The 13611-nt window shown below is 58.8% G+C and carries 14 protein-coding genes and 1 tRNA gene; 8 read left to right on the forward strand and 7 right to left on the reverse strand.

The annotated features are described in order from the left end of the window. The first annotated feature begins 103 nt into the window (after positions 1-103). Both recJ and IEV87_RS08305 read left to right on the forward strand, forming a co-directional pair. Positions 104-1852 (forward strand): single-stranded-DNA-specific exonuclease RecJ, encoded by a 1749-nt coding sequence (gene recJ / locus IEV87_RS08300; RefSeq protein ID WP_188477180.1) that lies wholly within the window; start codon positions 104-106, stop codon positions 1850-1852. A 96-nt stretch (positions 1853-1948) separates the two neighbouring features. After that, a tRNA-Glu gene (locus tag IEV87_RS08305) sits at positions 1949-2023 on the forward strand. Between the two features lie 326 nt (positions 2024-2349). On the opposite strand, the gene IEV87_RS08310 is transcribed toward IEV87_RS08305, so the two are convergent. The 6 genes from IEV87_RS08310 to IEV87_RS08335 form a co-directional block, all read right to left on the reverse strand. Next, on the reverse strand, positions 2350-3444 hold the full coding sequence (locus tag IEV87_RS08310; protein WP_188477181.1) for a tyrosine-type recombinase/integrase: 1095 nt from the start codon (positions 3442-3444) through the stop codon (positions 2350-2352). Continuing rightward, a complete protein-coding gene (locus IEV87_RS08315) occupies positions 3441-3641 on the reverse strand; it encodes a hypothetical protein (protein WP_188477182.1) in 201 nt (66 codons plus the stop codon). The genes IEV87_RS08310 and IEV87_RS08315 overlap by 4 nt, the downstream gene beginning before the upstream one ends. A 63-nt stretch (positions 3642-3704) precedes the next feature. Further along, complete coding sequence (locus IEV87_RS08320; protein ID WP_188477183.1) at positions 3705-4235, reverse strand: 3'-5' exonuclease; 531 nt, start codon at positions 4233-4235, stop codon at positions 3705-3707. 106 nt (positions 4236-4341) lie between these two features. Continuing rightward, positions 4342-4761 carry a hypothetical protein gene (locus IEV87_RS08325; protein ID WP_188477184.1) on the reverse strand — a complete coding sequence of 140 codons (420 nt, stop codon included), beginning with the start codon at positions 4759-4761 and terminating at the stop codon, positions 4342-4344. A 71-nt stretch (positions 4762-4832) separates the two neighbouring features. Beyond that, positions 4833-5357 (reverse strand): hypothetical protein, encoded by a 525-nt coding sequence (locus tag IEV87_RS08330; protein WP_188477185.1) that lies wholly within the window; start codon positions 5355-5357, stop codon positions 4833-4835. Between the two features lie 269 nt (positions 5358-5626). Continuing rightward, entirely contained in the window at positions 5627-6922 is a 1296-nt protein-coding gene (locus IEV87_RS08335; protein WP_188477186.1) for a MobA/MobL family protein, read from the reverse strand. A 151-nt stretch (positions 6923-7073) separates the two neighbouring features. Between IEV87_RS08335 and IEV87_RS08340 the strand changes: the two genes are divergently transcribed. Further along, positions 7074-7466 carry a hypothetical protein gene (locus IEV87_RS08340; protein ID WP_188477187.1) on the forward strand — a complete coding sequence of 131 codons (393 nt, stop codon included), beginning with the start codon at positions 7074-7076 and terminating at the stop codon, positions 7464-7466. Positions 7467-7923: 457 nt separating this feature from the next. After that, positions 7924-9108, forward strand: coding sequence for a PAN domain-containing protein (locus tag IEV87_RS08345; RefSeq protein ID WP_188477188.1), 1185 nt, complete (start codon positions 7924-7926; stop codon positions 9106-9108). A 329-nt stretch (positions 9109-9437) separates the two neighbouring features. On the opposite strand, the gene IEV87_RS08350 is transcribed toward IEV87_RS08345, so the two are convergent. After that, the gene (locus IEV87_RS08350) at positions 9438-10877 is read right to left on the reverse strand and encodes an IS1182 family transposase (RefSeq protein ID WP_188477189.1); all 1440 of its coding nucleotides are present in this window, start codon (positions 10875-10877) and stop codon (positions 9438-9440) included. A gap of 270 nt (positions 10878-11147) precedes the next feature. On the opposite strand from IEV87_RS08350, the gene IEV87_RS08355 reads away from it, so the two are divergent. From IEV87_RS08355 to IEV87_RS08370, 4 genes are read left to right on the forward strand one after another with little or no spacing between them, the layout of a single operon-like run. Then, on the forward strand, positions 11148-11720 hold the full coding sequence (locus tag IEV87_RS08355; protein ID WP_444544310.1) for a RipA family octameric membrane protein: 573 nt from the start codon (positions 11148-11150) through the stop codon (positions 11718-11720). Further along, positions 11720-12100 carry a hypothetical protein gene (locus IEV87_RS08360; protein ID WP_188477191.1) on the forward strand — a complete coding sequence of 127 codons (381 nt, stop codon included), beginning with the start codon at positions 11720-11722 and terminating at the stop codon, positions 12098-12100. The genes IEV87_RS08355 and IEV87_RS08360 overlap by 1 nt, the downstream gene beginning before the upstream one ends. A 37-nt stretch (positions 12101-12137) precedes the next feature. Continuing rightward, on the forward strand, positions 12138-12713 hold the full coding sequence (locus tag IEV87_RS08365) for a TIR domain-containing protein (RefSeq protein ID WP_229737483.1): 576 nt from the start codon (positions 12138-12140) through the stop codon (positions 12711-12713). Then, the gene (locus tag IEV87_RS08370) at positions 12710-13585 is read left to right on the forward strand and encodes a DUF4231 domain-containing protein (protein ID WP_188477192.1); all 876 of its coding nucleotides are present in this window, start codon (positions 12710-12712) and stop codon (positions 13583-13585) included. The genes IEV87_RS08365 and IEV87_RS08370 overlap by 4 nt, the downstream gene beginning before the upstream one ends. Positions 13586-13611: the final 26 nt, after the last annotated feature.

The raw sequence follows: 13611 nt of genomic DNA on the forward strand, positions 1-13611 counted from the left end.
CTTCTTGCTGGCGTCGAATGCCTCGCGCGGGAGTAATTCCGGCGAGATGAAGTTGGGGGTCGGGCCCTTGCCTTCGGGCGGTGCGGCGCGGCATGTAGCGGGCATGGATTTCCTTGATGTCTCCTCCTCCCTCACCGGGCGCAGATGGGTCGGGCCTGCTGCCGAGATCGACCGCGCGGCCGAGGCTCTGACGCAGGCGACCGGGCTGGATCGCGCCCTCGCGCAGGTATTGGCGCGGCGCGGGGTCGGGGCGCCGGAGGCGGAGGGGTTCCTCGCGCCTTCCCTGCGCGATCTGCTGCCCGATCCCCGGTCGCTCCGGGACATGGAGGTTGCGGCGGCGCGGGTGCTCCGGGCCGTGCGCGGGCGCGAGCGGATCTGCATCTTTGCCGATTACGACGTGGATGGCGGGACCTCTGCCGCGCTGCTGGTGGACTGGCTGCGCCAGATGGGGCGTGAGGCGACGGTCTATGTGCCCGACCGGATCGACGAGGGATACGGCCCGAACGTGCCGGCGATGGCGGAGCTTGGGGCGCGGCATGACCTGATCATCTGCGTCGACTGCGGCACGCTGAGCCATGAGCCGGTCACGGCGGCGGCCTGCGACGTGGTGATCCTCGACCACCACCTTGGCGGAGAGACCCTGCCCGACTGTGTGGCCTGCGTGAACCCGAACCGGCAGGACGAGAACGGGGCGCTGGCGCATCTCTGCGCGGCGGCGGTGGTCTTCCTGATGCTGGTGGAGGCGAACCGGCAGGCGCGGGAGGACGGGGCGACGGGGCTTCCGGACCTGATGGCGATGCTCGACCTCGTGGCGCTGGCGACGGTGGCGGATGTGGCGCCGCTGATCGGGGTCAACCGGGCCTTCGTGCGGCAGGGGCTGGTGGTCATGGCGCGGCGGGCGCGCCCCGGCCTGGCCGCGCTGGCGGATGCGGCTAAGATGGATACCGCGCCGACCGCCTATCATCTGGGCTATCTCCTGGGACCACGGATCAATGCCGGGGGGCGGATCGGCAAGGCGGACTTGGGCGCGCGGCTTCTGTCCTGCACCGACCCGCACGAGGCGCGGGCGATGGCGGACCGGCTGAACGCGCTGAATGCGGAACGACGGGAGATCGAGTCGGCGGTGCAGGCGGCGGCGCTGGCGCAGGCAGAAGCGCGGGGGCTGAACGGTCCGCTGGTCTGGGCTGCCGGAGAGGGCTGGCATCCGGGCGTAGTGGGCATTGTCGCCTCACGGCTGAAGGAAGCGACGAACCGCCCCGCCGTCGTGATCGGGCTGGACGGGGACGAGGGCAAGGGATCGGGGCGGTCGGTGGCGGGCGTGGACCTCGGCGCAGCGGTGCAGCGGCTGGCGGCCGAAGGGCTGCTGGTCAAGGGCGGCGGGCATCGCATGGCCGCGGGGCTGACCGTGGCGCGAGACGGCGTGGAGGCGGCGATGGAACGGCTGGCGGAACTGCTGGCGAAACAGGGGGCCGGAGAGGGCGGTGCGGCGGACCTGCGGCTGGACGGGCTGCTCATGCCGGGCGGCGCGACAGTGGCCCTGGTGGAACGGCTGGAGGCTGCTGGTCCCTTCGGCGCCAGCGCCCCTGCCCCTCGTTTTGCCTTTCCGGACGTGACGGTGAGCTTTGCGAAGCGGGTCGGCGAAAGCCATCTCAAGTTCCGCTTCGGCGACGGCATGGGCGGGTCGATCGACGCCATCGCGTTCTCCGCCTACGACGGGCCGCTTGGCCCGGCCCTGACCGAACGGTCCGGGGCGCGATTTCACCTTGCCGGGCGGCTTGAAATCAACAGTTGGGGCGGGCGCCGGACGGTCCAGATGCGGCTGGAGGATGCTGCTTTGGCCGGGGTGTCCTGAAGCCATTTCGCGCCGCCGAGAATTTGTTTGCGGGGGTGCAAAAATCCCCTTGCGCCCGTGACGGGGTTTCCCTAAAAGCCCCCTCACGCCAAGCGCGGCCCGTTCGTCTATCGGTTAGGACGCCAGGTTTTCAACCTGGAAAGAGGGGTTCGATTCCCCTACGGGCTGCCACTTTTCCCGCAGCACACCTTGTTTTGTTGACGCTCGATGGTCCAATTGTGGACCACGTTTCGGAGCGTGGTCCACCTTTAGGGCGAAAGCGATTTGTGCAGGAAGCTTCCTTGGTTCTGGTCCTGATGGAGTGAACGGTGAAGTCGGCGACGGGACGAAGTCGAACTTCATCTGATGAATTTACGTCGGAGCTGAGCCATACAGTGAAGCCCTGCGCTGATCGGCACCGAAAAAAAGAGGATGGCGCGCCACGATCCTCGGGCGCGCCATGCAGTGGTGCTGTGTGTTGGTAGATGACCTAAGCGATCGCCCAATAGAGTCTTACGTCAGGTCTTGCGCATTCGCTTTTGCGCTGCGGAGATTGCCATGCGCTCACGTTCGGCATCCTTAGTATAGATCCTTGTTGTTCGCGGATCAGAATGTCCGAGGGTCGTCATGATTTCGTATTCAGTAGCTCCCAGCTTCGCCAACAATTTCGCTACACCCTTCCGGATCCCATGTTGGGAACGGTTGGCCTTGCCGTTCTTTCCGGTGATTTTCGCCTGAACAATCCATTCACGAACACGATTATCCAACGAGCCAGACGAGGCGAACGGCTTGCCGTATACGGTCGTCAGAAACGTCCCGCGGTCCACGTCGTGGTTATCCAGCTCGGTCAGCAGCATCTCGGTTATCAGCACTGTTACCTCGCTGGATCCTTTCTTCTTCGGCTGCCACGTGATCGCAGGCTTTCCATCAACCTCGGTTACATGAGGAGGCCCCATATCAGGCATATCGCCGATACGGCCTGCTGTGCAGTCAGCCAAAGCAAACCAGAGACGAGCCATGGTCCCTGGGCCGTGCCTTGTTAGAAATTTCTCAACATCTTTGTCGTTCCAGGCGACCGCGCCACCTTTGGACTTGTGCTTGCTTTTCATAGTGAGGATGTCACTATGCTTCGGATACCCGCGGTCAGCGCCCCAGGAATAGGCGGCACGGAGCGCTTTGAAACACGTTTCAGCGGCGCCTGTCTTCACACCGAAACTGTCCCAAATGAAGGTGAACGCGTCTCCGGGCAGGTGGACGCTTAGAGAACCGAACCGGTCCTGATCGATGTCTCGGAGCTCGCGGGCATAATCGAGACCACGGCGCCTACTTTCAAATGTCGACATGGAATAGTTGCCGCCTTCCGCTTGGACCTTCAGCCACGCGATGTAGTTTTCGCAGAGTTCATCGAAGGTCCCTTTCGTGGGCTTTTTCGGCCTAACTTGTTCGATGACTTCGCCTCTGCGAGCCGCACGGTAGTAGGCATCGAAGCCGGACTCGCCCGGCCCCATGGGGATCGTGATTTTGCGGTTCCGCTGACCCTCTACACGCACGCGCCACCGAGTATTTCCAGACTTCATGCGATCAGACAGCAGGCCCTTGTATTCGTATTTCATTTCGGCTCACCGTAAGTTTTGGGGCCGCTGCGGCGGGCGGAATGGGCAGCTGTCGCTACAGCGATCTCTGCCGGAGTGAGTTCGACACGGAAGCCACCGTCTGAAGTAAAGTGCAGTGCGTGCGCGATAAGGCCTTGGGAATGAACCGCTGCGATCGCGTTCTGGATCTGGGCCTTGGTCGGTCTCTTGGTTTTCATTGAGTGATCCTCTTGTGTGTGAGGAGGACTTCAGGTCGTCGAACCCAATCGAGATGAATTTCCTCAAGGGGGTTCACCGCCCCACCCGGCCTCGAGCGCTCGAAGCCAGGCGCGTGCCAAACGGCGGCTGTCCGGGCCCGCCCGGCGGGGAGCTCTGCGACGGGTCAGCGATGTGTAGAGGGCATCGAGCGCGTCAGCGTTGAAGTGCCTGATAGCCGTCGCATCGTAGTCGAGGATTGGGGAGGCCCGTGTCTGCTCGACAGTTGCGAGTAGCTGATCAAGCCAGCGCGCGTCCGCGGTGCGACCGTCCGAAATCATCAGACGGTCTGCTATCATGGCGTTGGCTTCAGCTGCGACATCCTCTGCTGGACGCGCGCTCAGAAGGTCCGCCTGACTCAGCTGATGGATTGCTTCGGCATCAGCGCACCAGGCGGCACTGCTCCAGTTCGGATGCGGGCGGATCAGGCTCGACCAGGTGACGAGTTCATCCAGTTCGTCGATCCATGTCAGCCCGATTTCAATCGGCCAGCCGTCCGGCGCGAGCGAACTCGCCTCGAAGTCGAGAAAGACGACCTCGCTCAATAAGTCTGCCATTGTGGGTATCCTTAGAGGGTTCGGGCGCACCGGCTATTGCAGCAGAAAGGGTGTTTCCGGGCCGGTGCGCCCTGACGACGGGGATCCAATCCCGCCGATCTCGGTGTCAGCTGTGGTGCCCGCGGCTCCGGGCGATCTCTTGCTCCGCGGCGAGGAGATCCGTGACACGGTGCGAGGCTTCGAGCGCGTCACGCAGGTTGCGCATGGCGCTGTCGATCGGCCCCGAAGCCATTTCAGGCTCCAGCTTTGCCAGTTCACGCAATGCGGAACGCGCAGCATGCCGGTAGTCATCAGTGAGGAACCGGCGGCGCTCGGAGTGTTTCTCGAGGTCGCGGGCCCAGCCCTGAATAGGCTTCAACGCTTCGTAAGGGAGTTGCGCCAGCGCCTCGCTTGCCGCGCGCGTGTGGCGAGCTGCATTGGCGAGAATGTCCTCGATGCGCTCGTAGTCGCCATGCAGCTGATGGTCGAGGAACAGCACCATCCGGTGCGTGTTGTTGGTCGGGAATGTCTGGGGTATCGGGAACATCTGTCTCTCCATCTCTGCGAACCGGAGTGGGACCGGCCCTCGTCACGAAGGGCCGGTCACTCGGCCGGTCGTCAGGCTGCCGTCGGGAATTCGGCTGTGACCTTCGGAAGCGGCCGCCGTTCCACGGTGACGGGCGTTTCGCTTCGTTCCCGGCGACGGTCTGCGGCGATGTCGTGCTCTGCATGGAGACGCGCCCGGACCGCTTGCATCCGTTCCAGACGGCTACCAGTGAGATGGCCGACAACTGGAGCGCTCGAACCGCCGACATCGAACCCGGAGTGGTGCGGGCTGACGAAGAGCAGTCGCGTGCCGATAAACCTCGTCGCTCTGCGCAGTCCCGCCATTTGCAGGTCGGCAACGTGGGTGACGGCGATGTCGTAGCCGCCGTTCGATCTGGTGGTCGCGGTTGTGCTGTAGGCAAGCACGAGCCGCCGCTCCTCGCCGTGGTCGTCGACTTCGACAACCAGGCAGGGGCGGATACCGGGCTTGCCGTCCCGCGTTTGCGGGAACGGGACGGGGAATCTGAACAGCACGATATCGCCGGGCCGAACGTGATCGGCCCAGTGGGCCAGTTTCTGGGTCATTTGATCGAACATCGACCTCTCCTCTTGTGGATGATCGACGCGACCCGACCTCCCACTCCTTCTCCGAGGGCTGGCCCGGGTTGCGCGTCACGAGACGCGCGCAACCCGGACCGGGCGTCATGCCTGGGAGGTCCAGGAGGGGTGGCCAACGCCCTCCGGTCCCGCAGACGGCGGTCTACAGGTGCAGGGAACGGCCAGTATCCCTGCTCCGCGAAAGACTCGTCACGCGAGGGGAATAGGTCGTAAATACTTAGAGCGTGTTCACGCATACATCTGAGATACTATCGCACTCGTTGACGTGGCCCTGTAACAGTGCGCTTCACCGGCTTCATGATCCTCGGTGGCTCTTCTGCCGACGGCAATTCATAGGTTTCTGGGTCGATGACTTCGTCAAACTCATCGGCAAACTCTCTCGCCGCCCTACCCGATGCCAGATCACGTATCGCTACGACATATGCATCGAGCTTTCGGCCCATGCCGTGCGCCACAGCCAGATCGGAGTCCTCTCCATTCTGTTTCGAAACCTGTCGTGACGAAGGTTTTTCAACTGCATCTTCCCGCTGAACATCAATATCAGCAGCCTCGGACAGCCGCTGGAGCTCATCCCTACGGGCAGCCTCCCGTTCCGCTGCAATTCTGGCGGAAGTTCCGTCCTCACGCGCCTTCGCGCGATCGAGCGCGCGCGCTTGCTCCCAAGCGGTCCATAGCCGCTCATTTTCGAAATTCTGACCGATGCGCGCTATCTCGGCGGCCCCCAAGTCAGAAACATCATCCAACGATTTTCGGCGCAGTTCCGCCATCTGCTTTCGCTCAATCGCAGAGCGTTTCGGACCAGAGTGCCGTTGCGCTTTGAGACCGGAAGGTGCGTCGCCTGCGGCGGCCAAGTCCTCATAAGACCGCAAGTCAATTCGAGCCGAAGAACCTACTTTCGCAAGGGCCGCATTAACCCGCTTTTCCCATTCTTCACGAATAGCAACCACACAAGCCGAGCCCCATTTTTTATCATCGAGTTCCCGTGTCTTGATACCAAAGGCACCTGTGTCTCGGTCGACCACGCGAACGGTGAACCTGAGATGCACATGGAAATTCTTGTTCGTAACATCTGGATCGAACAACTCATCAAACGTTTCACTGTCTGACAGGGGTGATGACTTTTTTCTCCATAGCTTTTTGCCCTGTTCTGTGTCGTGGAATTTGGGACCATGAATGCAATAGTGGCTCGCAACTCCGAACCTGTCGCGCAACCAGCAGGCCATACCATGAACAAGCCGACGTTGTTGGTCGAGCGGCAGCTCGGCCGGCAGCGCAGGGCGCAGTTCCCTTGCGACCCTCGCGTTGGACCTGGTTTCGGCCATCTCTGCTGAATTCCACAATTCCTCAGCCGAGCCAGACCAACCGACCAGACCTTCTGCGATCAGGCCAGTGACATTTTTGTAGTTGTAGATCAGGCCAGTTCGCTCATCGACCATGCGAGTTCGCGCGGCATAGGCGGCGGCCGCAACCGAGGACCGCCCATCAGCACGGGACAGCACAAGCAGCGGACAGTGACTGGCGGGATGGAGGTGAGACTGTTTCATGAGTTGTAGATCGTGCCCGACTAAACTCACCGCTCCTCCAAAGCCCGCCGCAGGCGCGCGGCAAACGACAGTTTGCGTAATTGCGCCCTTGCCTTCAGGCGTCGGGTTGGCCGGCGCTCATACTTCGCAGCTAAAAGAAAAATTTCGAAACGTGAGCGAAAAGCAGGCTCAAGCGCAATCTCCCGTGCAGGACAACAGAAACCTGGAGATGAAAATGGCCACACTTGAAGATCGAATTGTCCGTCAAGAAAAGCTGCTCGAGCCCCAGTTGAACCGCCTTCGGGACATGAAAGCGGTCCAGTCGAAACAGAGGCGCAAAGATGATACGAGGCGCAAGATCCTCTATGGAGCCGCGTTTCTTCTAAGCCTTGACGGACTGAGCGAGACTGCCCGCACACGAAAAATCGCCGAGGTAGAACGACAGATCAAAGCACCGCGAGATCGGAAATTTCTTGGGTTGTCAGAAAGCGTCGAAGAGGCGCAGAAAGAGATGGCTTCGCGCGATACTCAACATCCTGGGCTACCCTTCGATTTCGGCGGTTGACGCACTGGCGCCACGGTTTTTCTTTTGGCGCCGGAATGCTGGAATGTTTTTTCCGTTTAGACATAATAGCTTGGCAGAACCCTGACATGCGGCGAAACTAAGCGACCGGCCTGCCCTCCTTGCCCGGCTTCAGGACGAACGGATCTTGAGCTTCCGCGAACTTCGATGCTGTCATGCCTTTGCGCTCCCCCTGACCAAGAAGGAACACCCGAAAAATTCAACTTCAAAAGACCCAGTTTTCAGGGGGCGGAAGCGCTTGAACTCAGCAGCGAGTGCTCTCGTTTTTCTGGTGAAATGAAGCCACCAAGCGCATAATACCTCGACAGGTTGACGAGCGTATCGTTTCATTATCGTGTAGGCTGCGCACTAAAATCCTGATCGTTCTGAAAGGAAGTAATTGCTTCTTCGTATCGTTGTTCCCCTCATAGCATATCTCCTTCCATCTGCGCTCTATGCTATGGATTTCACTATTGAGCGCCTTGATCTCCGGCCTATCCGACCGCCGACGCTGCACATCACTGCCAATGGCGAAATTCGCAACGGCGACACGGAGAGATTGAGAGCGCTTGTCGATGCCGCTGACACCAGTGAAGTGCGTGACGTGCTATTTCTGTTCGACAGCCCCGGCGGTTCGCTGATGGAGGGCGTTCGGATGGGCAGATACATTGCTGACATCCCAGCGATTGTTTCCGCCCAAGTGGGAAGCACAGCTGCTCCCGAAGCGATCTGCGCCAGTGCTTGCGTTTACGCCTATATCGGCGCGGACTACCGCTACCTGCACGGTTCGGGACGCATTGGCATCCACCAATTCAGCATTTCAGGTGGCACGCTCGACGGCGAGGAAGGGCTGGCCATTGGACAATCGTTGTCAGGGCTGCTGTCTGAATACATCCGCGCAAACCGGGCCGAACCAGAGCTGTTCGAGGCGATCTCGGCTATCGAACACGACGATATCCTGTGGGTGCCACGTCGCAAGCTCGAGGACTGGCGGGTCGTGACTAACGACATCTACGAAGAGCGGGCTGGCTATATCAATCTTAATGGCAAGATCGCGCTGCGCATGAAGCAAGCCTCGATCAACGGCGACAGCTTTCTGACCTTGTTCTGCTCCGGTAACGGCATTGCTGGGCTTGCCGACCTGCACGAGCCTGATCTGGCTGCCTATGGCCGGTTTGACCTCGGCATCGACGGCGAATGGGTCTCGATCAATATTTGGGACGTCGTTGACCGCAGCGAGGGCCGCGGCAGGATTGTCTTCGAGATGCCCGCCGAGTTTGCTCGTGCCGCACTCACAGCGCAGAAGATCGGTGCGCGTGTAGTCACCCCCAGGGGCGACCTTTTCTTTGGCTTTCAGCAAACCCTTCGGGACGGCCTGGTCACCGAAATGATACGCGGCTGCCCCGGCGCAACCGAAGAGGCCTCGTATACAATGATCGACCGTCAGGGCACAGATCTTCCCGGCAACGATCTTACGAATAAGGGTATTCGAAACATCAGCTTTGCAGAATGCAAGGCGATCTGCCTCCAGCATAGCGAGTGCCGTGCTGTCTCTTACGTGCAGAGCAAGGCTTGGTGCTGGCCGAAGTCACGAATGGGCACCCCCATTAACGCCGCGGGACTGATTAGCGCCGTGAAGCGTTAGATCGTCAAACCTTCACTGGCTCACTACCCGTCCGGTCCCAGAGCACTCAGTTGGGCCCACACTGGCACTCGCGGCCAGAGTGACAGCTGTTTTGAATGGCCGACTTTTGGTGACTCCCGCAGCGGAGGGCCACTCTCCCTGACTGTCGGGCGGTTGCGACCGGCCGAGGCTGTGTGGAAACGCGCCGGCAGGGGCTGTCGGCTGCTGGTTGGTCGCGCTGCTCGCTTTCAGCCGCCTCTGGCACTCTTTTGCGCGTGGCGCGCGTGGCGGCGTGGTGATCCTTTTCAGGCAAGGCGTGGCGTCTGCGCTTGAGGCGCGGCAGTTCCCGATCAGGCGGCAATGGCCCGCATCAGGCCCCGAATGCCGATCAACGCGACCACCCGCTTGATGTTGTAGGCGAGGACATTCAGCGCCATTTCGGTGCCGACGTTCTTCAGCCTCCGCGTCAGGAAATGGGTGTGCCCCATCCAGGCCTTGAGGGTGCCAAACGGGTGTTCGACCGTGCAGCGGCGCAGGGTCATCGGATCGGCCTCCCCACCCAGTCTTTCGCGCATCGCATCGACCAGGTGCTCGTGGTCCCAGCGGGTGATCCGGCGTTCTTTGCCACTGGTGCAGCGGTGACGAACCGGACAGCTCTGACATTCATTGGTCCAGTAACGGCCAACCCGCAGGCCATCCTCTTCGCGCGTGTAGCGGTAGGTCAGCTCTTCGCCTGCCGGGCAGAGATAGGCATCGCGGGCCGGGTCATAGGCAAAGTCAGCCTTCACATACATGCCCTTGCCCCGGTTGCCGGATGTCTCGGGGCGCGGCACGGTCGTGGTGATCCCCGCCTGATGGCAGGCCAGGATCTGAGACCCGCTGAAGTATCCCTTGTCGGCGATGGCGTGGAGGTCATCGCGCTGAAGGGCCTCCTTGGCCGCAGCCGCCATCGGGCTCAGCTGGTCGCGGTCAAAGCCCTGATTGGTCACGTCATGCGCCACGATCAGATGCGTCTCGGTATCGACCGCGGTCTGGACGTTGTAGCCGACCATGCCGCTGTGCCGGGCGCTGGTCGCCATGGCGCGGGCATCGGGATCCGTCAGCGAGATCTGCCCGTCGGGCGCCTCGACCAAGGCCTGTTCCATTGCCTTCAGCCGAGCGATCTCCTGCCGGATACGGCCATAACGACGGGCGAGATGCGCGACCTTGTCAGCCCGTGCCTCGCCCTCTTCCTGGCGGTCGATACGGGCCATGTCATCGACATACCGCGAGACATCGGCCTCCAGATGCGCCAGGCGGCTGGCGATCTTGTTCTTTGTGAAGTTCTTGTCGCGATTGTTGACCGCCTTGAACTTGCTGCCGTCGATGGCAACGCAATCGCCCCTCAACACCCCGATCCGCCGACAAAGCTCCACGAACTGCGCGCAAGTCTTGCGGATCGCCGCGCCGTTATCGCGCCGGAAATCGGCGATGGTCTTGTGGTCGGGAACCAGGCGGCTGGTCAGCCACATCAGCTCGACATTGCGACCCGCCTCACGCTCCAGGCGACGGCTGGACGGGATACGGTTCAGATAGCCGTAGATGAAGAGCTTCAACAGCACAGCCGGATGGTAGCCCGGGCGCCCGGTTCGGGCGGGCACACAACGCTCGAAGCCGAGCGCCGAAAGATCCAGCTCGTCCACGAAGAGGTCAACGACACGGACCAGGTGATCCTCGCCGATCCAGTCCTCAAGACGATCAGGGAAAAGCGTGACCTGTTCCCGGTCGATGCCATCGATGAAACCCGCCATCTTGGTCTCCCGCTACCTTGCGGAAGTTTACCATAGGACAGCGTTTCCACACAGCCTCGGCCCTAACCTGCCGTTGGCTTCATCATCGAACGCTGCGGCGCAGCTTCACGAGACCCGCAGCCCTTCCATCGCGCAGCTTTTTCGAAGGGTGTAGGTCGGCAGAACGGACGAATCTGACCTTTAGCCAACGGCTGGGTATGGTTCATCATTGGCCGCGCGCCCTCAAAAGGGTAAGCTCAACGAATATTGGTCTTTGGGGAGAAAAAAGCGTTGGCCGGTGATGATAATTCCAAAGTTCGGACTGTCAGCGTCCATTTTGAAGAATTTCGCATGTATTTGGATACAGCGGAACGGATTACTGATCGAAGGTTGGAGCTTAACAAGAGCAACGCCGCTACCTCGCTACTTATAATGGCGGGTATAGGTGCAATATCCTCATGGTCGTTCGGGAAACCAGACGTGCAAGCTTACGCTGTCTTTGTCGTGGGCTCAATCTCGGTTTTGGCAGCTATATTTTGCAGATGGTGGTGGCAACAAATCGTGTCCTACAAAGACCTCAATGGTGCAAAGTTCGAAGTGTTGAACGAGATGGCTCCGCTTATCGTGTTTCCCGACGAAACATCATGTAGGTCATTCGAGCCATTTTCAAAAGAATGGAGAGCGATGGAAAATAAAATGGCTCTTCAGAAATACAAGAGCAGGCTTGCACTTGGCGCGTCGCTTTCAGAGCTCACTGTGCCGATCACTTTTATGACTGCATTCTGCGCAATATTTTTGATTACAGTGGTGGTTTCGATGGTTAGTAGATACGACTTGGTCCTTGTGAGGGTTCTCGGATTTTAATGGAAAAATTGGTTTTCGTTGTCATGCCCATAGGTGGTATTGAGACCGCATCAGATAAGTTAAGGATCGTCAAGGAAGTGGCTAATGAGCAGCGCTGGTCCGCTCACCTGCCTTCCTACAATCCAGACGCCCCGGTGTTCAACCTCAATGAAACGATTCGCGAGATGCGGGCGAGCAGTCTGGTAGTCGCTGATCTCACTGCCGAGCGCCCCAGTTGCTACTACGAGCTTGGCCTTGCTGAGGCATTACGTCTACCAGTCTTCGCTATTGCTGAGAAGCACACCGATATTCATCAGACTTCCATTAGAGGGGAGGTCCGAACCTACGAAACCATTGAAGAGTTCAGACAGCTTATCAAGCGAGCCTTGGCTGCTCATTAAACCTCTGGGGATATCGCCTCTCTGAGAGGCTAAACTTATGCTTGCCACAAAGGCCATTAGTGTCTTACGTTGGAGAGCCAAATGCTTTTCAATCAAGGTCGTAGCGGAGCTGCTCGTGGGATACCGTAACAAGACATATGTAATTTTCGATGGTGACAATGATATCTGGTCGTATCGATATATGAAGGGCTGGAAGCAGAATAAGAACGTTGACTTCAATTTCCATGATGCTCACGACCTAAATACGATTACAAACTCGTCAAGTGAAGAAAATACCAAGCGAAAATTGCGTGAGCGATTTTCGAGCGCAAAGCAAGCGATTGTCTTGATAGGAGATTCGACTAAGAACCTCTATCGATTTGTGCGTTGGGAGATTGAGATTTGCCAGACACTTGGATTACCAATCGTTGCCGTCAATCTCAATAAGAAACGGCGATTAGACACCAATCTCTGTCCCGCGATACTTCGCGATGCTGACGCTGTTCACGTCTCCTATAACGCGCGTATCATCAAGCACGCGCTGGATAACTTCTGCGACAACTATGCTTCTTATAAAGGTCAGGGCGATAATTGGCACTATGAAGATAAGGTTTATAAGGATCTCGGCCTTTGACGCACGATGATTACCCCGCACTTTATCAGTCGGCGGATGAGTCCTCGGGCGCCGCTCAGTCGAGTTACTTGTGGCTGGTCCGGCTTCAATATGGGTTGCTACTCGCCGCATCGACGGTCGCACTCTGGTTCGACAACTCGCCCAGAGTGTTGCTCGCATATTCGTTCATCATTTTTGCTTCAACTGCTTTGCTGATTTTCATGTCAGTGAGAAAGCCGGAGAAAGACTGGTATGGATGTCGTGCTCTTTCCGAGTCCATTAAGACAACAACTTGGCGCTATATGATGCGCGCAGAGCCATTCAAAAATACCTCGCATCTCCGAGAGGTCAAAAATACTTTTGCGGAATACCTGCAAGAGATTTTGGATGCGAACGGTCACGTTCGTGATACCATAAGCCGGAGACCTAAGTCGGGCGACCAGATCACGCCAATGATGAATGAGGTTCGTGCTCTTACCTTTGATGAACGTCGAAATTTCTACCGAGTGGAAAGAATTGATCAGCAGCGTGCTTGGTATGTTTCGAAGGTTAAATTGAACCGCCGGCACTTCGTAGCTTGGATAGTGTTTTGTGTAACTGTTCAAAGTAGCGCCATCATCTTGGCGCTTGCTCGTGCGAGCAACCCTGAAATACTATCGATATGGCCAATGGAGCCACTTCTGGTGGCGGCTTCGGCGGCAATTGGTTGGATACAAATAAAAAAATTTAATGAATTGGCGTCGGCCTACAGTCTTACTGCTCACGAGATTGGGATCATACAAACTCGAATTCAGGATGTGGAGACGGATGACGATTTTTCTGATTTCGTTAATGAGGCTGAACTTGCATTTTCTCGTGAGCACACGCAGTGGGTCGCACGCCAACATGAATAAGTAACACCTGCTTCGGAATCTTCACC

The organism is Primorskyibacter flagellatus (genome assembly GCF_014638275.1).
GTDB lineage: Bacteria > Pseudomonadota > Alphaproteobacteria > Rhodobacterales > Rhodobacteraceae > Pseudooceanicola > Pseudooceanicola flagellatus_A.